Annotated in this window: 13 protein-coding genes, 1 tRNA gene and 4 pseudogenes; 9 read left to right on the plus strand and 9 right to left on the minus strand. The window is 30.6% G+C overall.

All coding sequences use genetic code 11. From position 1 onward, the window contains the following. Positions 1 to 19: 19 nt before the first annotated feature. On the minus strand, positions 20 to 976 hold the full coding sequence (gene fmt, locus A4A67_RS00275) for a methionyl-tRNA formyltransferase (protein ID WP_067569026.1): 957 nt from the start codon (positions 974 to 976) through the stop codon (positions 20 to 22). Positions 977 to 1,077: 101 nt separating this feature from the next. After that, positions 1,078 to 1,518, minus strand: a pseudogene (gene def, locus A4A67_RS00280) (peptide deformylase); the annotation flags it as partial. 203 nt (positions 1,519 to 1,721) lie between these two features. On the opposite strand from def, the gene A4A67_RS00285 reads away from it, so the two are divergent. Next, positions 1,722 to 1,794, plus strand: a tRNA-Glu gene (locus tag A4A67_RS00285). A 63-nt stretch (positions 1,795 to 1,857) separates the two neighbouring features. On the opposite strand, the gene efp is transcribed toward A4A67_RS00285, so the two are convergent. The 3 genes from efp to A4A67_RS00300 all read right to left on the minus strand — a co-directional run bounded on the left by efp (position 1,858) and on the right by A4A67_RS00300 (position 4,707). Then, positions 1,858 to 2,427, minus strand: coding sequence for an elongation factor P (efp, locus tag A4A67_RS00290; RefSeq protein ID WP_067569029.1), 570 nt, complete (start codon positions 2,425 to 2,427; stop codon positions 1,858 to 1,860). A gap of 295 nt (positions 2,428 to 2,722) precedes the next feature. Continuing rightward, complete coding sequence (groL, locus tag A4A67_RS00295) at positions 2,723 to 4,360, minus strand: chaperonin GroEL (RefSeq protein WP_067569032.1); 1,638 nt, start codon at positions 4,358 to 4,360, stop codon at positions 2,723 to 2,725. A gap of 53 nt (positions 4,361 to 4,413) precedes the next feature. Next, on the minus strand, positions 4,414 to 4,707 hold the full coding sequence (locus A4A67_RS00300) for a co-chaperone GroES (RefSeq protein ID WP_067569647.1): 294 nt from the start codon (positions 4,705 to 4,707) through the stop codon (positions 4,414 to 4,416). A 1,166-nt stretch (positions 4,708 to 5,873) separates the two neighbouring features. Here A4A67_RS00300 and mutL point away from each other — a divergent pair. From mutL to mfd, 7 genes and pseudogenes are all read left to right on the plus strand, one after another. After that, positions 5,874 to 7,718, plus strand: coding sequence for a DNA mismatch repair endonuclease MutL (gene mutL, locus A4A67_RS01670; RefSeq protein ID WP_067569033.1), 1,845 nt, complete (start codon positions 5,874 to 5,876; stop codon positions 7,716 to 7,718). Further along, positions 7,711 to 8,640, plus strand: a complete 930-nt coding sequence (gene miaA / locus A4A67_RS00310) for a tRNA (adenosine(37)-N6)-dimethylallyltransferase MiaA (RefSeq protein WP_067569035.1) — start codon at positions 7,711 to 7,713, stop codon at positions 8,638 to 8,640. Before mutL ends, miaA begins: the two co-directional genes overlap by 8 nt. A 78-nt stretch (positions 8,641 to 8,718) precedes the next feature. Then, a complete protein-coding gene (gene hfq, locus A4A67_RS00315; protein WP_067569037.1) occupies positions 8,719 to 9,012 on the plus strand; it encodes an RNA chaperone Hfq in 294 nt (97 codons plus the stop codon). 1,111 nt (positions 9,013 to 10,123) lie between these two features. Further along, positions 10,124 to 10,322: pseudogene (locus A4A67_RS01690) on the plus strand (RNB domain-containing ribonuclease); the annotation flags it as partial. Between the two features lie 694 nt (positions 10,323 to 11,016). After that, complete coding sequence (gene rlmB, locus A4A67_RS00320) at positions 11,017 to 11,757, plus strand: 23S rRNA (guanosine(2251)-2'-O)-methyltransferase RlmB (RefSeq protein WP_067569039.1); 741 nt, start codon at positions 11,017 to 11,019, stop codon at positions 11,755 to 11,757. A gap of 398 nt (positions 11,758 to 12,155) precedes the next feature. Continuing rightward, positions 12,156 to 13,262, plus strand: a pseudogene (gene mnmA, locus A4A67_RS00325) (tRNA 2-thiouridine(34) synthase MnmA); the annotation flags it as partial. Between the two features lie 127 nt (positions 13,263 to 13,389). Next, positions 13,390 to 15,444 (plus strand): annotated as a pseudogene (gene mfd, locus A4A67_RS00330) (transcription-repair coupling factor); the annotation flags it as partial. A gap of 239 nt (positions 15,445 to 15,683) precedes the next feature. Here mfd and A4A67_RS00335 read toward each other — a convergent pair. The 4 genes from A4A67_RS00335 to rluC form a co-directional block, all read right to left on the minus strand. Further along, positions 15,684 to 16,511, minus strand: a complete 828-nt coding sequence (locus A4A67_RS00335; protein WP_067569044.1) for a YchF/TatD family DNA exonuclease — start codon at positions 16,509 to 16,511, stop codon at positions 15,684 to 15,686. A gap of 29 nt (positions 16,512 to 16,540) precedes the next feature. Further along, positions 16,541 to 17,542, minus strand: a complete 1,002-nt coding sequence (locus A4A67_RS00340; RefSeq protein WP_067569046.1) for a DNA polymerase III subunit delta' C-terminal domain-containing protein — start codon at positions 17,540 to 17,542, stop codon at positions 16,541 to 16,543. A 79-nt stretch (positions 17,543 to 17,621) separates the two neighbouring features. Next, positions 17,622 to 19,526, minus strand: a complete 1,905-nt coding sequence (gene mnmG, locus A4A67_RS00345; RefSeq protein WP_067569049.1) for a tRNA uridine-5-carboxymethylaminomethyl(34) synthesis enzyme MnmG — start codon at positions 19,524 to 19,526, stop codon at positions 17,622 to 17,624. A 231-nt stretch (positions 19,527 to 19,757) separates the two neighbouring features. After that, positions 19,758 to 20,735 carry a 23S rRNA pseudouridine(955/2504/2580) synthase RluC gene (rluC, locus tag A4A67_RS00350; protein ID WP_067569052.1) on the minus strand — a complete coding sequence of 326 codons (978 nt, stop codon included), beginning with the start codon at positions 20,733 to 20,735 and terminating at the stop codon, positions 19,758 to 19,760. 344 nt (positions 20,736 to 21,079) lie between these two features. On the opposite strand from rluC, the gene rne reads away from it, so the two are divergent. Next, entirely contained in the window at positions 21,080 to 23,152 is a 2,073-nt protein-coding gene (gene rne / locus A4A67_RS00355; RefSeq protein ID WP_082797660.1) for a ribonuclease E, read from the plus strand. Positions 23,153 to 23,425: the final 273 nt, after the last annotated feature.

A 23,425-nucleotide genomic window follows, 5' to 3' on the forward strand; every position in this document is an offset into this window, starting at 1 on the left:
TAAATTTTACATAAGATGATTAAACAAGAACCATGCCGGGAATAAACCATTCACTACGTGAATTGAGTAATTCCTGTACTGACATTACTTTTTTACTATCAGGCTGCAGTTTAGTTAATGTTAGTATTCCATCACCAGTAGTAATATGGATGCCGTCTTTATCAACAGCAAAAATGGTTCCTGGTAAAAAATCACCAGCTGTCTGTAATTGCTTATTAACTCTAGCAGCCCATACTCTAATATAATGTCCAGAAATTATAAAATAACTTATAGGCCAAGGATTAAAAGCTCTAATACAGCGCTCAATCTGAATTGCTGATAAGCTCCAGTCTATTCTGGCTTCTTCTTTATTTATTTTAGAAGCATAGGAAATAAGTTCATTATTTTGTGGTTCAGCCGTAATGTTGCCAGAGATAAATAATTCTAAAGTGGTTAGCAGTGCATTAGACCCAATAATTGCTAATTTAGTAGATAATGAAGCGCTCGTATCGTCAGGTTGTATAGGACATATAGTCCTATACAACACAGGACCAGTATCAATACCAGCATCCATCTTGATAATAGTTACGCCAGTTATCTGGTCACCAGATAATAATGCTCTCTGAATAGGCGCTGCCCCGCGCCATCGCGGTAATAGTGACCCGTGTACATTAATACATCCTAATTTTGGAATATCTAAAATTGCTTTTGGTAGAATCATACTATAAGCTACTACAATTAGAATATCTGCATTTAACTCTGCTAGACAACGTTGAACTTCAAATGTTTGCAGTGAAAAAGGCTGAAATACTGGCACATTATATTTTTCTGCTAACTGCTTAACTGGGCTTAGAGTAAATCTATTTCTCTGTCCAGCAGGACGATCTGGTTGAGTTAAAACACCGATTAAATTATGTTTAGTATGCATTAGCGCATTTAAATGACACGCAGCAAAATAAGGTGTACCAGCAAAGATAATACGTAAAGAATAGAACACAATAATTCCTAAATTTATATTATTTTTCTATAAAAAAAATTAAATATCTATCAGCGCGCGCTAGTTTGATTAAAATCATACGCTGATGTTTTTAACGTCTACAAATAATCGATAAACAATCTACCAATTAGGTGGTCTATTTCATGTTGGATGCAAATAGCAAGAAGAGCTTCAGCTTCTAAATTAAAAATTTTCCCGTTTCTATCTAAAGCCAACAATTTTATTTTTTCATATCGTGAAACAAAACCATTAAAACCTGGAATAGACAAACAACCTTCCTCAATTCCTATTCTTCCACTTGTTTTTAATATTTCTGGATTTATTAGTACTAAACTATGATCTCTATTTTTAGAGATATCAATCACAATTATCCTCTGATGAATATCAACTTGGGTAGCTGCTAGACCTATACCATCTGTAGCATACATAGTTTCAAACATATCATCTACTATGTTTCTAATAGTGTCATTAATTTCAACAACTGGTTGAGCAATTTTTCGTAGTCGCCAGTCAGGGTAATGTAATACTTGCAGTAATGCCATAATAGTAGTCTAAATCTGTATATCAGTAAGTATTTCAAATTATAAACATTTATAAGTATAATTTACAATCTTCTTGAGTAAATTATCGAGTATTGTATCTAGTACAAATCAAATAACTACTTGACATAAAAAAATCCTATATTAGAATGAAATTCTATTCTTTAAAGAGAAAATATATCTAAATTAATTAGTATTTATCATTTGTCCCCTTCGTCTAGTGGCCTAGGACACTGCCCTTTCACGGCGGCAACAGGGGTTCGAACCCCCTAGGGGACGGACATGGACATTACATTATCTAAGTTAATTGATATAGTTTCGTTTGCATAACGAAATTACGAACTATTTTACTCGAGATAGATATTCATTAGAACGAGTATCTACTTTAATAAGTTCGCCAACCTTAACAAATAACGGTACTTTAACTATAGCTCCAGTAGTTAAAGTAGCTAGTTTACCACTAGTACCGATAGTATTGCCTTTTATACTTGGATCAGTTTTTATAATTTTTAATTCTACAAATTTAGGCGGAGTTACAAGAATTACTTTATTATTCCACAAAGTAATAACACACTCAGTTTGTTCTACCATCCATTTGATGTTGTTACCAATTACTTTAATATTAACTGCTAGTTGTTCAAAATTTAGGTTATTCATAAAATACCAAAATTTACTATCATTATATAGATAAATAAAATTGATATCAATTACATCGGCAATTTCTACTAAGCTACCAGCTTTCAATACTTTTTCTATCAATTTTCCAGAAATTAATTTCCGCAGACGAACTCTGTTAAAAGCTTGACCTTTTCCAGGATTTACGAATTTATTGTCAATAATTGAGCATGGCTCTCCATCAAACATAATTTTAATACCGCAACGTAATTCTTTTGTACTATAATAATATGCCATTGGTAGTTCTCTACTTTCAAACGTAAACTAATACGCCTTTTCTAGAAGAAAAGTTACCGAAACTAAATAATTGGGATAAATTAATTCCTTTTCTATAATTCAACAATTTATGCTGCTACCCAGCAACGAGTTAGTAGGTAGTTACGCAATTGTCACTACTAACCTAAAATAGGTAACTAAAAAAAGTTATTGCTTCTAATTTAACAGTACAAAAACTAACCCCCCAACTTAGGGGGGTTAGCATAACCAATGATAATCTAATATATTTTATATAGATGATTACATCATTTAATAATTACATCATCCCGCCATTACCCATACCGCCGTTTGCACTTCCCATATCAGGTTTTTCTTCTTTGGGTAAGTCGGTAACCATACATTCAGTGGTTATCATTAAACCTGCTATAGAAGCAGCATACTGTAATGCAGAACGTGTTACTTTAGTTGGATCTAATATTCCCATTTCTATCATATTACCGTACTCTTCTGTAGCAGCATTATAACCGATATCACCATTACTAGATTTTACTTTATTTGCAATAACTGAGGGCTCTTCACCGGCGTTAGCAACAATCTGACGCAGTGTTGATTCCATAGCTCTGCGTGCTACTTTAATACCAACGTTCTGATCTTCATTATCACCGCGAAGTTCAGCTATACTGTTAGCTACGCGAATTAGTGCTACACCACCTCCAGCTACCACTCCTTCTTCTACTGCGGCGCGAGTTGCATGTAAAGCATCTTCTACACGTGATTTTTTCTCTTTCATTGCTACTTCAGTTGCAGCACCAACTTTAATAACAGCAACACCTCCAGCTAATTTAGCTACACGCTCTTGTAATTTTTCCCGATCGTAATCAGAAGTAGCTTCATCGCGCTGTTGGTTGATTTGTGCAACACGACTACTAATAAGAGCTTTATTACCCATACCATCTATAATAGTAGTTGTATCTTTAGTAATCACAACACGTTTTGCTTGCCCCATATCTTCTAACTTAGACTTTTCTAGTTCTAGACCAATTTCTTCAGATATAACAGTACCAGAAGTTAAGATAGCAATATCTTGCATCATAGCCTTACGTCGATCACCAAATCCAGGAGCTTTTACAGCGGTAACTTTAACAATACCACGCATGGTATTTACTACTAATGTAGCCAGGGCTTCACCTTCAACGTCTTCAGCAATAATCAACAACGGTTTTCCTGCTTTAGCAACAGCTTCTAGCACAGGTAACATTTCTCTGATATTGGAGATTTTTTTATCAACAAGCAAAATAAATGGATTGTCTAATTCAACGATACCAGTTTCTGGCTTATTAACAAAATACGGAGAAAGATAACCACGGTCAAATTGCATTCCTTCAACTACGTCTAATTCATCCTGAAGACCGGAACCTTCTTCTACAGTTATAACGCCCTCTTTACCTACTTTTGCCATAGCTTCAGCTATTAAAGTACCCACTGTTTCATCAGAATTAGCTGATATAGTACCAACCTGAGCTATAGCTTTTGAATCAGAGCAAGGTACGGACAGTTTTCTTAGTTCTGCAACTGCGGCAATAACAGCTTTGTCGATACCACGCTTTAAATCCATAGGATTCATACCAGCAGCCACTGCTTTAAGACCTTCATTAACAATAGATTGAGCTAATACTGTTGCAGTAGTAGTTCCATCTCCGGCTGCGTCATTTGCTTTAGAAGCAACCTCTTTTACCATTTGGGCGCCCATGTTTTCGAATTTATCTTCTAGCTCAATTTCCCGTGCAACAGAAACGCCATCTTTAGTAATAACTGGAGCACCGAAAGATTTATCTAGTACTACATTACGACCTTTAGGTCCTAGGGTTACTTTAACTGCGTCAGCCAAAACATTTACGCCGCGAAGCATTTTTACGCGAGCGTCATTACCAAATTTTACATCTTTAGCTGTCATTTCTATATTTCCTTGGAATTCGTTTAGTTCAGATAATTACTCATGAATTAGAATTAGTCTTCAACAATAGCTAAAATATCGCTTTCTGACATAATTAATACTTCATCATTGTCGATTTTTTCTACCTTCACGCTATATCCGTCGTTGAAAATCACGATGTCGCCAACCTTTACGTCCAGCGCCTTTACTTCGCCGTTTTCCAGAATACGACCCCGACCTACAGCAAGTACTTTACCTCTGGTAGACTTCCCTGCTGCAGAACCGGTTAGCACTATGCCACCAGCAGATTTAGCTTCAATTTCTTTACGCTTGACAATAACGCGATCATGTAATGGACGAATTTTCATTAATAGCTCCCCTTTAAGAAAGTCTGTCTCATCAATTTTTATGAGATGAATGCCAGACACGATGTTATGTCTGACCTCATACTAATTATAATGGGGTCGTTCAATTAGGCTTCAAGGGGGAAAAAATTTTTTCTCATTCAAGCGATCGAAATTTATCCATAGCATTTATTATTTTTAAAAATTTTCTTCAAAAAAATAATTTTTTAGGTATTGCTCTTTATCTAGAGCGTATTGCAAAACATTAAAAAAAAATTTTTAATGCTATTAAAGTAACTGTTAATTAGCAATTAAATATACTTTAAAATTAATACAGTATATTTATAATTACTAAAAATTATCATCAAGTTACTAGAAACATAAAAAATAATACTTATTTCAGATAAGCAACTTTGACTCAATATTAGTTTTAGCTTTTATCTACAGTAAGCAGTTCTCATTTATTAAATAAAAAATTTTTTAGTATTTGTTATTTGAAGATATTTATCAAACAGAAAAAATTTCATATATATTTTTAAAGTATTGCAGAAAGCAGATATTATACAAAAAGTGTCAGTGTAGAAAATTATAGTAGAGGAACGTTTATTTTTTATAAGCTAAAACTATTACAATTACAGTATTAAAAATTAATAATTATAAAACGAAGAATAATAGTTAGTTTCTTATCTGAAGAATCAGAATAGGTTCTATGAAAATTATTAAAGTTATAAACAGCGCTAATAAATAAACTATAAATCTTAATTGGAATCTAAATATAATTTTTGTATTTTTTGTTTCATAATCCAGAACGGATAAGGGTAAATTGCCACTATCAAAGTAGCAACCAACTATCACTTTTTTTCAGAAGAAAACAAACGTAAGCTAAGCTAGTACAAAAATTACTTAACATAATTATGGGAATTTATTTTCTAGATAATTTTTACGTATAAGTGATGATAATAAAAATGTTTCTCTTTTAGAAGAAATATAAAAAGCAAACAATAAATAACAGCAAACTTGTTAGAAGAACAGCAATATGATAAACAATTATAATTGTTAGTAAGTACGAGAAATTTATTATTAAATAGAAAAACTGATCTAATTTATTAGTTTTATTACTAAATATTTACAATTGCCGCATAAGAATAATATTTAAAAATAGTCTTAGGGGCTAAAGGAAACCGATAATTATGTCAATTAAAGTGCTACCACCACATATTGCTAATCAAATTGCAGCCGGAGAATTAGTTTATCGACCGTCGTCGGTAGTAAAAGAAATTATTGAAAATAGTCTTGATGCTGGAGCTACAAAAATTATCATTCAGATCTATCGCGGAGGTACGAAATGTATTCGTATCAGAGATAATGGAAGCGGTATAGCTAAAGATGAACTAACGATAGCGCTACAACGCTATTCAACCAGCAAAATAACCAATATGAAAGATATTGAAAACATCACCAGCATGGGATTTCGCGGGGAGGCACTAAATAGTGTCAGCTCTGTATCACGTTTAACACTAACTTCACGTACTACCTCACAGAACGAAGCTTGGCAAGTATATTCTGAAGGAAGTGAATTTGCAGTAACATTGAAACCAGTATCTCATCCAGTAGGAACAACAATAGAAGTATTAGATTTATTTTATAATATGCCAGTACGTCGTAAATTTATGCAGAATGAAAGAATAGAATTTACATATATTGATGAAATTATTCGTAGGATTGCACTAACAAGATGTGACGTAACATTTATTTTACAGCATAATGGTCAAATAGTACGTCAATACTTAGCTATTAGTCATCAAAGTCAACATCAGCGCAGAATGATTAAACTGTGTGGTACAGCATTTATTGAAAACTCATTAGAAATAGATTGGCAACATAGTAATATAGCTATTAAAGGATGGATCACTAATACAACAGATAAAAATATACATATGCAGTATATTTATGTAAATAATAGAATCCTATTCTATCATCAATTAATTAACAACGCTATCCTACAAGCTTATCAGGAAAAATTTACTAGTACGCAACATTTGAATTTTGTATTGTTTCTAGAGATAAATCCTAATCAAATAGATATTAATATCCACCCGAATAAAAATCAAATACTCTTTTATCCAAGAAGGCTCATACATGACTTTATCTACCAAGCAGTTGTTATTGCTTTACAGAATAAAAACTTACCTTTAAGAGAAAAAATTAAAAATATCAATACGCGCCCTGCAGCTGGTGAGAATTATTTTTCTAATCCTGATAATAAAAATCATAATTTGTCTAATAAATCAACAATAATACCACAAGCATCGCAAAAAGAACAACGTTCTATTTTAGAACAGCAACTACATTTAAGAAATTGTATAACTTTAGTTGAAGAAAACAAATCTGGTAACGTTTGTAATACTAAAATTAAAGTGCCCACCACTATAGCTAAACCAGATATAATCTCTAGTACTAATTATAGTTTTGGCCGTATATTAACTTTAATAGCACCCTGTTATTTACTAATAGAATCAAATAAAAACAACCTAGCGTTGCTATCCCTATCTGTTACAAATAAATGTTTAATAGAGTACAAACTAAAAACTGGTATTATAGATGATACGCTACGCTCTCAACCATTATTTCTTCCTTTAAGTATTAATTTATGCAATGAAGAAATAAAATTGCTTAAATATTATCAGTTGGTATTGAAAAAAATAGGTATTTTATTAGAAATAGATCATAATAAAGCTATACTTAAAGCAATACCTTTACTATTAAAAAAACATTTTCAAAAAATGTTTCCAAAATTATTAGTTTATTTGCGCAAGAAAAAAGTAACAGTTAAACATCAACAAATTATAATTTGGATAGTGAAAAACTTGCCTAATGAATCAGTAGTATGGAGCTATTACCAAGCAATACAATTGCTTGCAGATATAGAATTACTTTGGCCACAGTGGATAAAAAATACTCTATATCAAATTAGATTTCCATTAAATTTTGAACCAATAATTCAAGCTATAAATAAACAAATAAATAATGAATAAGCTAAATCCTCAGGCGATTTTTTTAATGGGACCTACAGCTTCTGGAAAGACTAAATTAGTAATAACACTATATAAACATCTTCCAGTAGAGATTATTAGCGTTGATTCTGCATTAATATATCGTGGAATGAATATCGGAACAGCTAAACCTAATATAAAAGAAATGGCGTTAGTACCACATCGTCTAATAGATATCCGCGATCCTGTAGATTCTTATTCAGTAGCAAATTTTCGATATGATGCTCTTAAGGAAATGAAAAAAATTACTGAATCAGGTCGGATACCGTTACTAGTAGGTGGAACTATGCTCTATTTTAAAGCGTTACTAGAAGGATTATCTTTACTGCCTCAGGCAAATACTGAAGTACGTTATTACATTACAAATATAGCAAAAATAGTCAGTTGGAATACATTGTATTGGCATTTAAAAAACATCGATACGCTTGCTGCAAATCGTATTCATCCCCATGATCTACAAAGATTATCTCGAGCACTAGAAATTTTTCTTCTTACAGGTAACTCACTTACAGAACTAATAAAACCACAAAGTGAAGTATTAAATTATCGAGTACATTCATTCGCTATGTTACCATTTGACCGTGAATTATTGTATCTGCGTATTGCAAAAAGATTTTATCTGATGTTAGCTACTGGTTTTGAGAATGAAGTAAGTACACTTTTTGCTAGAGGTGATCTTCATAAGGAAATGTCATCTATTCGATGTGTTGGATATCGTCAGATGTGGTCATATATTTCTAATGAAATCAGTTATGATGATATGGTTTTTCGCGGTATTTGTGCTACACGGCAGCTGGCCAAGCGCCAAATAACATGGATCCGTAGATGGACTAATCTTCATGTTTTAGATAGCAATAATCCTGATTATGTGCTTAACAAAATATTAAAAATTATCAGTAGATAAGACTTTTTATTATTTTGTATCATAATAATTTTACATAGATATTTTCTATTTACATAGATCTTTTAAGGAAAACAGAGAATGGTTAATAGGCAATCTTTGCAAGATTCTTTTTTGAAAGCATTGTGTCGGGAACACGTACTAGTTTCTGTTTATTTAGTGAATGGAATTAAATTACAAGGTAAGATTGAATTTTTCGATAAGTTTGTCATTTTATTAAAAAATGCAGTAGTTAGCCAAATGATTTATAAACACGCTATTTCTACTATCGTACCGTTAAATTCCGTGTTTGATTATAATAATTTACTTAGTGATTATTCTGATAGTAATTATTATGTTAGTACTTCTACTACTAAAAGTGATCAAATTAAATAATTTATTTTATGTAACTTGTTAGATATTTAGTTAAGAATATGAGAATACATTTCTCAATTTTTATCTATTCTATCTTTAAAAAAGAGAATTGTAGCTATTATATATATTTTTTAGTCTATTTATTTTTGTTGGTAACTTAATATTAAAAAATATTTACTTAAAATATAGTTTATAAAATCGAGCTTATAGTATGGAATTATCAGATTTATAAAAAAATAACAATCATAAAAGCAAAATTAACTAGTATACTTGATATTGATAAGTTATTTCATAAAATTTAATATAAAATATGCGTAATTATTTTAGGTATTAGTTACTTCTATACTTTACCAGAAATAGAACAGAGCGTAGTTCTCTGTTTATGTAAATTTTTTCCTATACTAAACTGGAAACTTATAGATATTGTAATTGTTATTAATGTGGATCTGTACACTGACATTTGATTAGATGAGAATTTGATACGTGTTGAAATGAACGTCTCGTGTTTTTGATCTCCAAAATGATTAGAGAGCTTTAGCACTCTACGTGGTATGGTATATAGATAATTATTAAAGGTCGTACTGTGAGATATAAATTCTGTTAAAAGTAAATATTCAGCTCAATAATATTAGGATTACTCTTCTTGATGTTAATTTTTAGAATTTTATTCTTCAGAAAGAATTCAAGTTAGTTTTTTACGATGCTATCGTAACGCAAGAAATAAAAAAATAATATTTTAAGCAAAAACGTATACTAATGAAGTATAACTAAATGCTAATTTCCAAGCATACCTTATTTAAGAAATATGTGCCTATAAAATTCGTACCATTTGAAAAGTATAAGGGAAAGTACAAAATTTTGCAAAAATATTGCTGGAATATAAAGAAGTACGAGAAATTATACTAAAAATTTTTTAGATAAAAATTAAACTCTATAGCAAATATTAAGCTCTAATTATTTATGGTAAAGTAAATACAGAAAGTATAAAGCTATATGTTAAAATATGTAATATCCTGTATTCTATGGGTGCTTGTGCGCTCATGAAAATAGCTGCAAGAGTAAGAAGAATGTTATTCTTCTAAGTTTAGAAAGCAATTCTTTAAAATTAATGAATAAATTTGATATTGCTTGAGCTAATCAGTGCGCTACATCTGTCTATTTTCCTTCGCAAGTAATACCTTTCGCTATCTAATGGATTATGTTCATTAAATACGCCAGTATACAGGTTATATGTATGTGTGATATGATCTGCTCAAGGAGATCTTTCTTCTTATAAATTTTATGAAGCTATGATGAATTCCCATGCACGATTAACTTATCACCAAATATATTACTAAAATCAATGAAACAAGCAATTTATAATCCTGAAAATAGTGGTAATTTATGATTAGCGCTGCTGTTCATTTTATCTCTACTATTCATCGTTCTTCAAATATTATACTACACAGAGCTATCAAATATATTCTCTAAAAAATAACAACAACGTTTACTATACTAAAAAATATAGACTCAACAATGCTTAAGCTTAGACAGCAAGGTTCTATGACGAAGCTACCAGTAATATTATTAATTGGTTAAAATGCGACTTTATGCAAGATCATATTAATGAAGTATTTAGTGGTAACGAATTTGATTGTACGCCTTAATGTCTAGTGTATATATTATCAAATGATTATTATTGATGGATCGGGTTTGGTAGGTAAATTCGTATGGATCTCGAGATGCTGTAAAAATTAGTGTGTGTAGGTAGTATATAGAACGATTAATTTCTAATAGAAGTAATCTTCTATAGAGCAAATATAATATATAACACACAGAAGAATAAGCATGATAGAATAATCAATTGGAAATTAATAAAAATTATTGAATGTTTAAAGCAACATTCAATTATATAATTTTATAATAAAATTTCGTTATAACAATAAAAAACCCAACATAGAAATGTTTTCTTTCCTATATGGAAACTTGGGAATAGATAATAAATCTATTAGAGAAAATTAAATTCAAATATCTATAAAAATTTTTATGATAAGAATTATTTACGGTATTCATACTATACAAGCTATCCTCAAACGGAATCCACAGCGTTTTCTAGATATATATTTATTAAAAAATCATAAAAATCATCGATTACATCAGTTAATACAGCAATTAGATAAAAACGGTATTGTTATCAAGATAGCTAGTCGCCAATGGATGGACAAAAAAACTGATGGTGCGGTACATCAAGGTATTATAGCACGTGTATATACTACTGAAATACAATTTCAAGAGAATGATCTTTTAGTTATATTAGCACAACAAACTACTCCGTTGCTGCTTATTTTAGATGGAGTTATTGATCCGCATAATCTTGGGGCATGTCTACGCTGTGCTGATGCTGCAGGAGTACATGCTGTAATAGTACCCAAAAAACGTACAGCTCCGTTGAATGCTACTGCTCAAAAAGTAGCCAGCGGGGCTGCAGAAACTGTTCCCTTAATTCGAGTAACTAATCTGGCACGTACTTTACGTTTGCTAAAAATGCATAATCTATGGATCATTGGTACTGATAATGAAGTAGATCATGATCTATATCAGAGTAAATTAACTAAACCTTTAGCGCTGATTATGGGGGGAGAAAATAAAGGTATGCGTAGCCTAACTCGTAAATATTGTGATGAAATTATCAGTATACCCATGGCTGGTACTGTTTTTTCTCTCAATGTATCAGTTGCAGCTGGTATATGCTTATTTGAAGCTGTAAGGCAGCGAAATAGAAAATAATTAATATTTATTATTAAATTTGCTAAATTAGTTAGCACCAAATTTAGTTAGTTAACTAACTAATAACATTTGTAATATTTTAAAAACTTTAAAAGTAACATGAATATTTTTAATTATCTTATTAAAAATTTTTCATTCTACTATTCAATATATTTGTAATCAGAACTTAGCATATAAAAAGTTAATCTACAGAATATACTCGACTCCAGTTACTTATTTATTAGATACTTCTAGTAAAGAAATATATTCACAGTTGCCAAAAAATATTTTTTTATAATTTTCATTAATATACAATGACATTAGCTAATAAATATTATTTTAACTTTACTTTAAGTAAATGATATTTTATCATATTTATTATTTAATAATTAAAATAATATCTTACCTATTGTAAGAATTATATGTCAAATAAAAGTAAACAAAAAGTAATTGTAGGTTTATCCGGCGGAGTAGATTCTTCTGTTTCAGTTTGGTTATTACAACAACAAGGCTATCTGGTAGAAGGCCTATTTATGAAAAATTGGGAAGAAGATGATAATGATAAATATTGTAATGTAGCAAATGATCTTATTGATACCCAGATTATCTGTGATAATTTAGGTATTATATTGCATACTGTAAATTTTGCTGCTGAATATTGGGATAAAGTTTTCTTGAAATTTATTTCCGAATATCAAAATTTCAGAACTCCTAATCCAGATATATTGTGTAATAAAGAAATTAAGTTTAAAACATTTTTAGAATTTGCTACTGAAGATTTAGGAGCTGATTTCATTGCTACAGGCCATTATGTACGTCGATATGACGATCTCAATGGTAAAATAAAGCTACTTCGTGGTATAGATAAAAATAAAGACCAGAGTTATTTTTTATATACATTAAATTATACACAGCTTTCACGTTGTTTATTTCCTGTAGGAGAACTAGTAAAACCAGAAGTACGGCGTCTCGCCTCTAAACTTCGTCTAGTAACAGCTACAAAAAAAGACTCTACTGGTATCTGTTTTATAGGAAAACGAAAATTTCGCCAGTTTTTAGAACGTTATTTACCACCAGTACCGCAGGGTGCTATTGTTTCTGTTGAAGGTCAACAAGTAGGTTATCATCAAGGTCTTATGTATTATACTCTAGGTCAGCGTAAAGGATTAGGCATTGGTGGAATAAATAAAGGCAATGAATCTCCATGGTATGTTGTGGATAAAGATATTAAAAATAATAAGCTTATTGTCGCTCAAGGACACCAGCATCCGAGACTAATGTCTACTAATTTTGTTACTAATCAGTTACATTGGGTAGATCAAAAACCGCTTACAGAAACACTTTATTGTACAGTTAAAACTCGTTATCGTCAACCGGATATCGATTGTATTATCAAACCTTTATCTAACTGTAGTTTACAAGTTATTTTAAAGCATCCAATAGCTGCTGTTACTCCAGGTCAATCTGCTGTTTTTTATTTAGAAGAATGTTGTTTAGGTGGGGGTATAATTGAATCTTCTACTTAATAAGTAAGAAAAATAATTAGTATTTAGTAATCAAAAATAATAACATTAATTCATAACACTTATAAAAGTACCTTAAAAATAAGGATTATAGTACTAGCAGTGAGTAAGTATTTGTTAATAGATAATATCCATGAATACTGATAACATTTTCAATGTAAATCAATTGCATGAAGGTCAACTAATAGTGCATATGGAACACGGAGTAGGTCGCTATGATGGGATGACTATAATTGAAACTAGGGGTATTAAAGCAGAATATGTGATTCTAACATATGCTGATAATGATAAACTTTACGTTCCAGTATATTCATTACATCTTATTAGCAACTATGATGGTTGTATTGATAATGTGCCATTGCATAAACTAGGTAGCGATGTTTGGAAACGAGTACGAAAAAAAGCAGTTGATAAAGTACGAGATGTAGCATCAGAGCTTCTTGATATTTATGCTCAACGTACTATTAAAAATGGTTTTTCTTTTTCTTATAATAAAAAAAAATATCAATTATTCTGCAAACAATTTCCATTTGAACTTACTAGTGATCAATGTAAAGTTATTAATGAAGTTTTGAGTGATATGTGTAAACCTATTGCCATGGATCGTTTAATTTGTGGTGATGTTGGCTTTGGTAAAACCGAGATAGCAATGCGCGCTGCATTTTTAGCCATTGAAAATCACAAACAAGTTGCTGTATTAGTACCTACTACGCTGCTAGCACAACAACATTTTGACAATTTTATAGAAAGATTTGCAAATTTTCCAGTACATATTGAAATGATTTCTCGTTTTCGCAGCACCAAAAATAGAAATCAAGTATTAGATCATACAGCTCAAGGTAAAGTAAATATTTTAATTGGTACCCATATACTACTACAAAATAAAGTAAAATGGCATAATTTAGGATTACTCATTCTTGATGAAGAACATCGATTTGGAGTACTTCATAAAGAGCACATAAAATCAATTTATTCTAATATTGATATTTTAACTTTAACAGCTACTCCTATTCCTCGCACATTAAATATGGCTATGAGCGGCATACGCAATTTATCTATTATATCTAAACCTCCAGCAAAGAGATTAAGGATTAAAACTTTTTTATGTGAATATAATGCGCTATTAGTACGTAAAGCTATTCTACGAGAAGTGCAGCGTGGAGGACAAGTTTATTATCTATATAATAATGTAAAAAATATTGAAAAAACTGCTAGAAGATTAGCAAATTTGGTTCCAGAAGCACGTATTAATATTGGTCATGGCAAACTTAAAGATCGAGATTTAGAAAAAGTGATGAATGATTTTTATCATCAGCGTTTTAATGTACTAGTATGTACTACTATTATAGAAACAGGTATTCATATAGCTAACGCTAATACAATTATTATAGAACAAGCGAATCAATTCGGATTAGCACAACTTCATCAATTGCGTGGCCGTGTGGGTCGTTCGCATCATCAAGCATACGCTTATTTGTTAACCTCGTCACCTAAAGAACTACTAAGCAATGATATACATAAGCGTCTTGAAGCAATATCTTCACTAGAAGAATTAGGGGCTGGATTTACGTTAGCAAAGCATGATTTAGAAATTAGAGGTTCCGGAGAACTATTAGGATCAAATCAAAGTGGACAAATGAAAACTATAGGTTTCACTTTATATACTAAGCTTTTAAAAAATGCTATAGAAGCTATTAAGTATGGAAGTGAACTTTCTCTTGAAAAGATTACTTCTATTACCGATATTGAGTTACATCTTCCAGCTATCTTACCAGAAGAGTATATTCCTGATGTTAATACTCGTTTATCTTTCTATAAACGTCTTGCTAGTGTTGAAAATTATTGTGAAATAGAAATTTTAAAAAAAGAACTTATTAGCCGTTTTGGTGTCATGCCTAATGAAGCACATTATTTACTAATGATAACAGTTATTAGACAACGTGCTCAAAATTTAGGTATACAACGTATTGAGGGTAGTAATAAAGGAGGAGCTATAAATTTTAGTAATAATCATTATATTGATCATACCTATATTATTAACCTTCTGAAACAAGAACCTAAAATTTATCGTTTCGATGGTCAAAATAAGTTAAAATTTATATGTGATTTGTCTAACTTTAGAACAAGATTACAATATATAGCTGATCTATTAGAAAAATTTCAACAGCATACAATAAAGAATTAAAAGTAACAGATAAATGTATATTTAATAAGAATCTATTTCTATAGATAAAAGTAAATTTCTAGGGTTCTGACAAAAGTATCTTTTGTATACAGTATTTCAGAATTTAATATTTAATAGAATTGTTAGAATTATTTTTCATAACGTAAACATGCATGCTATATTTAATATTATTAATTGTTCTCTTATTTTTATATATAACTTGTTGAAAATTCTTTTTTAAGATATTATATAAAATAAATTCACTTAATTTCAAATTTATTATTTGATTTAGTATCAAGGTTAAGGTAAAATTGCATATCTAAATGAAATAAACGACAAAAATTATTAGTAGTAATTGTAGCTAAATTTATTAATGAAATGCCTTTTATTTTAGCTATACATTCTGCTATATTAAACACATAAGCTGGCTGATTTTCTTTACCACGATAAGGTACTGGTGTTAAATATGGGGAATCTGTTTCTAATAATAATTTATCTATAGGTACATAACGTACAGTTTCGCGCAATGCTTCAGCATTTCTGAATGTAACTATTCCAGAAAAAGAAATATAAAAACCTATATCCAATAATTTTTTAGCTGTTTTGCAATCTGCATTAAAACAATGAAGTACACCTCCACATTCACTAACTTTTTCATTACATAGAATAGCAATAATATCTTCTGTAGCGCAGCGGTTATGTACAATAACTGGCTTATTTAATATTCGTCCCAAACGAATGTGTTCTTGAAAAACCTCTTGTTGCTGCGCTTTATTATTCTGTTGGTAATAGTAATCTAAACCTGTTTCACCTAACGCTATTACGCTTTTATCTGAAGCTAATCGATACATTTCTGCAAAATTATAAGGTTCATTGATATTTAATGGATGAATTCCGCAAGAAAATAACACATCATTGCGACAACCTATCATGGATTTCATCTCATAAAATTTTGATATAGTCGTACATACCGCTAGAATCAATTTCACATCATGCAATCGTGCTTTGTTGACTACATCAGCTATATTACTGTGTAATGTTTTATAATTTAATTGATCAAGATGACAATGAGAATCTATTAAAAACATAATTTAACTCTTTAAAATTAATTTTTAGCTTAAAATGAATAATTATAATTGTCTATAATACCATGTTCCCAATTAAGCAAGTAATTAGTTAGCAATATTTCTCGATTAATACCACTTATTTCTTGCAATTGACGTATACAATATAATCCCTGTTGCCACTGTGAGTGCAATACAAGAATTGAATATCGTTCTGTTAGTGATTTTACTAAGAATGTATTATCGTAATTAACTAAAAATTCTTTTTCGCCTCCATTATATGGCCATTTTAATGCATCACTTAAAAAACTAAGCAACCAATATAACGGTTCGTTATCCTCTTTATTTAAAGAGGGCAATAGTAATAAGAATTCATTTTTAGTATAAGCTTTTTGTAATGCGGTACATAAAGTTAACCTTTCTTGCCATCTTTTAGGTTGTAATAATGCTTCTGCTGCAAGTATAGCACCGTGACATAATCGCAGCGCAGTATGGACAGAAATAAGATCATCATAACCAGCTTGCTTTAACCAATAGAGACCGATCATTTCTTCTGGAGCTCTTAGCGACCAAAATAAACATCTGCTTTTAAGTGTTGGTAATAACCGTAATATTTGTTGGCATCCTAGTAAAAAATAAGTATCTTCTGGGGGCTCTTCAATAGTTTTTAATAATGTAGTAGCTGCTGATATAGTTAAAAAATCGCTATTTGGTATCCATACTATTTTAAATCCTCCCTGATGAGCATATTCATATACTCGGTCAATAATAGTATTAATACTGTTTATTCCTATTATTTTACTATCTTTTTCTATTTCAATTTGATAAAAATCAGGATGATTTCCTGATTTCATCAGTTTGCAGCTGGGGCAAATACCACAGCTTTTAATATCATTCGGATGCTGACACATAATCCAGCGAATAATGGCATAACATAATGATAACTCTCCATTACCTTGCTGACTATGAAGTAACAAAGCATGATGTCGACGATTTTTCTGATAACAATTTATAATCTGTCTATAGGGTAAATTTAACCATGGATACCATTTCATTAGTTTCTGTGTAAATTATTAATGATTGCGAGTAATTATAAATTCCATAAAAATATTACTGAATTTAAATAATTCTACTTTATTCAAATAAATTATTTTGATGAATAAAACCTTGTTTTTTTAACCATATCAATAATATTGATATAGATGCCGATGTAATACCTGAAATACGTGAAGCTTGACCGATAGAGCTGGGTTTATGATCATTTAGTTTATCTATTGCTTCGTTAGAAAGTCCCGAAATAACGCGGAAATTTATATTTTGAGGAATTAAAAGATTTTCATTACGTATTTTACGTAAAATATCATCTTGTTGACGAGCTATATATCCTTGATATTTTATTTGAATTTCAATTTGTTCTGCAATTTTGTTATCTGTTACAGGAGGACTAAACCAATCTAAATGTGTAAGATTACAATAATTTATCTCTGGTCTACGGAGAAGTTCTTCTCCATTAGATTCACGTATCAATGGTGATTTAAGCAATAAATTAAGCTTCTCTATTCCTTTGCTATAAGGATTAATCCATATATTACGTAAACGTTGCCGTTCTTGTTCAAGAATTTCTTGCTTAACACAAAAACTAGCCCAACGCACATCATCTACCATTTTTAATTTACGTCCAATTTCTGTAAGACGAATATCAGCGTTATCTTCCCTCAATAAGAGTCTATATTCAGCACGCGATGTAAACATCCTATAGGGTTCTTTAGTGCCCAAAGTGCATAAATCATCCACTAATACACCTAAATATGCTTGATCTCGTCGTGGTGACCATTCTTCTTTATCTGTAACTAAACGTGCTGCATTTAATCCCGCAAGCATACCTTGAGCTGCTGCTTCTTCATATCCTGTAGTACCATTGATTTGACCAGCTAAAAATAATCTTTCTATTAGTTTACTTTCTAACGTTAATTTTAAATCTCTTGGATCAAAAAAATCATATTCAATAGCATATCCGGGACGGATAATATATGCTTTTTCTAAACCTCGTATAGAATTTACAATTTTTAATTGTACATCAAATGGTAAACTTGTAGATATGCCATTAGGATAAATTTCTGTACTAGTAAGTCCTTCTGGTTCTAGAAAAATTTGATGAGCATTACGCTCTGCAAAGCGTATAATTTTATCTTCAATAGAAGGACAATAACGCGGTCCTACAGAATTAATAATCCCAGTATACATAGGACTATGATTTAAATTATTACGAATAATATCATGAGTATTTTCGTTAGTATAAGTAATATAACAAGGAATCTGTTGCGGATGTTTGTTAGCTGATCCTAAAAAAGAAAAAAAAGGTAAAGGCTGATCTCCATGTTGTACTGTAAGCTGTGAAAAATTAATACTACGAGCATCTATGCGTGGTGGAGTGCCTGTTTTCAAACGATTTACTCGTAACGGAAGTTTACGTAGATTTGATGATAAAGAAATAGATTGGAGATCCTCTCCCGCTCTGCCACCACTGTAATTATTCATTCCAATATGAATTTTTCCATTAAGGAATGTACCTACTGTTAGTACAACAGCATGTGCCATTAATTTTATTTTTGTTTGCGTTACTACACCAATAATTCTATTAACATTGATCAGAAGATCTTCTACAGATTGTTGGAATATAGTTAAATTAGGTTGTTTTTCTAAAGCGCATCGTATAGCTTGACGGTACAGAATTCGATCTGCTTGAGCTCTAGTAGCTCTAACAGCAGGTCCTTTACTAGAATTTAAGATTCTGAATTGAATCCCTGCCTGATCGATTGCTTGTGCCATTAAACCACCCATAGCATCAATCTCTTTAACTAGATGTCCTTTTCCAATACCACCTATCGACGGATTACAGGACATTTGTCCTAAAGTATCAATATTTTGCGTTAATAATAAAGTTTTGCATCCTATCCTTGCAGAAGCCATTGCTGCTTCAGTACCTGCATGACCACCACCAATAACGATTACGTCAAATTTATCAGGATAACAAAACATAATCAAAATACCTCAATTTTAAAATAATAACGTCATTTGAAAAAAAATTCTTTTAATTTTTATATTTAAGAATAATCCAATACTAGAAAAAATGCTAATAATTAATTTTTAATAGAGAAAAATATTCTTTAATTAGTTAATTTTAACTTAAAATTAACTAATCTATAAAATAGAATAATACAGTGCTCTTCTTCTAAAGAAGAAAATGAAAAATTTAAGTTTATCTAATAATTACTTCTCTTCTTTAAGATATTTATAATTAGCACGTAAATACAGTAAACACTGATGCAAATTAGTATCTAATGGAGCTTCTATACGCAATATTTCACCGTTACCTGGATGAATAAATTGCAGTGCCGTTGCATGTAAAAATAAACGATGTAAACCACAAATTTTTTTTAATTGTTGATCGAATATACTATCCCCATATCGTCTATCTAACGCAATAGGATGGCCTGCATATTGAGCATGTACCCTAATTTGATGGGTGCGTCCTGTTATTGGACTAGCTAATACTAATGTGGCACATTGAAATTGTTCTTTTACTTGAAAACTAGTTTCTGATGGTTTACCATTGTTAGTAACTATAACTATACGCTCTTTGTTAGCCTGAGTATTTTTTAATAGCGGTTCTGCAATCTTTTTCAGGTGTAACTGCCACTGACCGCGCACTAGTGCTAAATAATATTTTTGCATATTTTTAGTACGTAATTGCTCATGTAGTATACGTAAAGCAGAACGTTTTTTAGCTACTAAAAGTACTCCAGAAGTTTCTCTATCTAATCGGTGAACTAATTCTAAAAAATGCTCTGAGGGGCGCAGAAGACGTAAACTTTCAATAACACCAAAATTTATATTACTGCCACCATGTACAGCAATGCCAGTGGGCTTATTTAAAACCAGCAGATAATCATCTTCATAGATTATAGCATCATTTAATGCAGCCATTTTATTCAATTTTTTGGAAATAGAGAGGGAATTTTTCTTTAATAACATAATTGGAGGAATGCGTACTTGATCATTATTTTTTATTTTATATGTATGTTTTATTCTTTTTTTATTTACTCGTACTTCACCTTTACGCACTATGCGATAAATCATACTTTGGGGCATTCCTTTAAGATACTTATGTAAAAAATTATCTATTCTCTGACCAGCTTCATCTGCTGAAATAGTGATAAAATGTACAAATTTATTTTGTATATTCATAATTTAAAATTATTAATTCTTTTTTTAGTTATTATGTTTCTCTAAACAATAGATAAATATAGGAAAACCATTTCCATAAATATTAAAATTATTATCAATAAATAAAATCGTCTGAATATATATTAGTAGTGGAATAATACATTTATTTTCAATAAATTTGCTAAAAATAAATTATCAATTTAATTATGAATTTTTCATTTATTTATTCTAAATACAATTATTACATAAAATTAGATGTAATAGTTAAAAGAAGATTTCTCTGGCTGCTGAAGAATCTATTTTAACAATAATAATTATTATTTTTTCTTGCAACTTTAATGTTAATATATAGAAAAGAGTATACAATGAAAAGAATGTTAATTAATGCCAATCAAAAGGAAGAATTGCGTATAGCTCTAGTAGATGGACAAAGACTGTATGACCTAAATATTGAGAGCACCGGGCATGAACAGAAAAAAGCAAATATATATAAAGGTAAAATTATCCGCATTGAACCAAGTTTAGAGGCAGTATTTGTTGATTATGGTGCAGAACGCCATGGTTTTCTTCCTCTAAAAGAGATTTCTTGTGAATATTTTTCTTCTTATTATTATTCATCTGAAAAATATAATATTAAGGATTTATTACAGGAAGGTCAGGAAATTATCGTACAAATAGATAAAGAAGAAAGAGGTAATAAAGGAGCAGCGCTAACTACTTTTATAAATCTAGCAGGTAGTTATTTAGTGCTGATGCCTAATAATCCCCGAGCTGGAGGTATTTCGCGCCATATTGAAGGTGAAAATCGTATTGAATTAAAAGCTACTTTATCTTCTTTAGAGCTCCCAGAAGGGATGGGTCTTATTGTACGTACTGCTGGATTAGGAAAATCTGCTGATACTTTACAGTTAGATTTAATATCTTGTCTTAAACATTGGCAAACTATAAAAAAGGTAGCTAAAGAAAGACCCGCTCCTTTTTTGATTCATCAAGAAAGTAATGTGATTGTTCGTGCTTTTCGTGATTATTTAAGATCTGATATTAGTGAAATTTTAATAGATAATTCTCAAATTATGGAATTAGCAATAGAGCATATTATATCTCTTGGTCGTCAATCTATTCTTGATAAAATTAAATTATATAGCGGAGAAATTCCTTTATTTAGTTATTATCAAATTGAATCGCAGATTGAATCTGCATTTCAGCATAAAGTACGATTGCCTTCTGGAGGTTCTATTGTTATAGATACTACAGAAGCATTGACTGCCATTGATATTAACTCATCACGTTCAACACGTGGAGTAGATATTGAAGAAACAGCTTTGAATACTAATCTGGAAGCAGCTGATGAAATTGCTCGTCAATTGAGATTACGTGACTTAGGGGGTTTAATTGTTATTGATTTTATCGATATGGCTCCTATGAACCATCAGCGAACAGTAGAAAATTCTCTTCGAGAATTAGTTCGTCAGGATCGTGCTCGTATTCAAATAGGACGTATTTCTCGTTTCGGTCTGTTAGAACTTTCTCGTCAACGACTGAGTACATCATTAGGTGAATCAAGTCATCATGTTTGTCCCAGGTGCGAAGGTACTGGGACTATTCGTGATACTGAATCTCTTTCTCTTTCTATATTACGTTTAATTGAAGAAGAAGCATTAAAAGAAAATACACAAGAAGTACGTGCTATAGTACCTGTTTCCATTGCATCCTATTTATTAAACGAAAAACGCGGAGCACTCAACGCTATTGAGAAACTTCAGGGTGGTATGCGAGCTATTATCATCCCCAGCGATAAAATTAAAACTCCACATTATACGGTTTCTAGGATACGTAAAGGAGAAGAAGTACCTTCTTTAAATTATTTAATTCCGCATTTATATGAAGAAAATATTCTCCATGAAGAATCAGCTAGAATATATAATAAAAAAGAGCAGTCGACACTAACGTCTTTTGTAATGCCTGATTTACCTGAGTGGAATCAGAACATTGTGAAAAATATTAAAGATTATCTAGACACTTCTTCTTTTAAGAAAGCATCTATTTCTAATAGCTTTTTTAGACGTATAATTACTAAATTGAAATCTATTATTTATACTTTTTTACTACCACAGCGAAAACCTAACCCTGCTGAACTATTAATAGTAGAAACTTCAGTAGTTAAAAGAGAAACTCAGTGTCGTCGTCAAACACAACAATATCAACGTGGTAATCGTCGTCATAATAAAAAAATTTATAATAAAAATTATGAATTAACAGATGTAGAGAATAATAATTCTCAAGCTCATAAAGCTAGGACTATTAGTAGTTCCGAAGAGATAACTAAGAATTATCCGCCGTCTAAAATAAAGACGGCGGATAATAATACTGATCACATTAGCAATAACAATATTATTAATGAATATTCCAGTAATTTATTTTGCAGATCACTTATTTAAAATTTGTATTTATGAAATTAGATAATGGGGTTCTAATAATAGTAAACAACAGTTTCAGTTTTTCATCTAAATGGCTAAAATATGTTAGGGGTCTAGAATTTATTTCTCAATTATTGATTATAATTACTACTAATATTTTTAGGTAACCTTCATTAAATTTTTATTTAGTTGCTTACTAGAAATTTTCTAATCAAAATTAGATATAAAAAATAATGTAGGGATTCTTATTATTTTTAATAATTTTAGATATTATAAAAAATGTAGTAGTATTAC

The organism is Candidatus Mikella endobia, assembly GCF_900048045.1.
Taxonomy (GTDB): Bacteria; Pseudomonadota; Gammaproteobacteria; order Enterobacterales; family Enterobacteriaceae; genus Mikella; species Mikella endobia.

Excerpts from the sequence above, each read along its gene's own strand:
- groL (WP_067569032.1), bottom strand. The coding sequence starts at position 4,360 with ATGACAGCTAAAGATGTAAAATTTGGTAATGACGCTCGCGTAAAAATG.
- miaA (WP_067569035.1), top strand. The coding sequence starts at position 7,711 with ATGAATAAGCTAAATCCTCAGGCGATTTTTTTAATGGGACCTACAGCT.
- A4A67_RS00340 (WP_067569046.1), bottom strand. The coding sequence starts at position 17,542 with ATGAAATGGTATCCATGGTTAAATTTACCCTATAGACAGATTATAAAT.
- rluC (WP_067569052.1), bottom strand. The coding sequence starts at position 20,735 with ATGAATATACAAAATAAATTTGTACATTTTATCACTATTTCAGCAGAT.
- A4A67_RS00335 (WP_067569044.1), bottom strand. The coding sequence starts at position 16,511 with ATGTTTTTAATAGATTCTCATTGTCATCTTGATCAATTAAATTATAAA.
- mutL (WP_067569033.1), top strand. The coding sequence starts at position 5,874 with ATGTCAATTAAAGTGCTACCACCACATATTGCTAATCAAATTGCAGCC.
- hfq (WP_067569037.1), top strand. The coding sequence starts at position 8,719 with ATGGTTAATAGGCAATCTTTGCAAGATTCTTTTTTGAAAGCATTGTGT.
- rlmB (WP_067569039.1), top strand. The coding sequence starts at position 11,017 with ATGATAAGAATTATTTACGGTATTCATACTATACAAGCTATCCTCAAA.
- efp (WP_067569029.1), bottom strand. The coding sequence starts at position 2,427 with ATGGCATATTATTATAGTACAAAAGAATTACGTTGCGGTATTAAAATT.
- A4A67_RS00300 (WP_067569647.1), bottom strand. The coding sequence starts at position 4,707 with ATGAAAATTCGTCCATTACATGATCGCGTTATTGTCAAGCGTAAAGAA.
- rne (WP_082797660.1), top strand. The coding sequence starts at position 21,080 with ATGAAAAGAATGTTAATTAATGCCAATCAAAAGGAAGAATTGCGTATA.
- mnmG (WP_067569049.1), bottom strand. The coding sequence starts at position 19,526 with ATGTTTTGTTATCCTGATAAATTTGACGTAATCGTTATTGGTGGTGGT.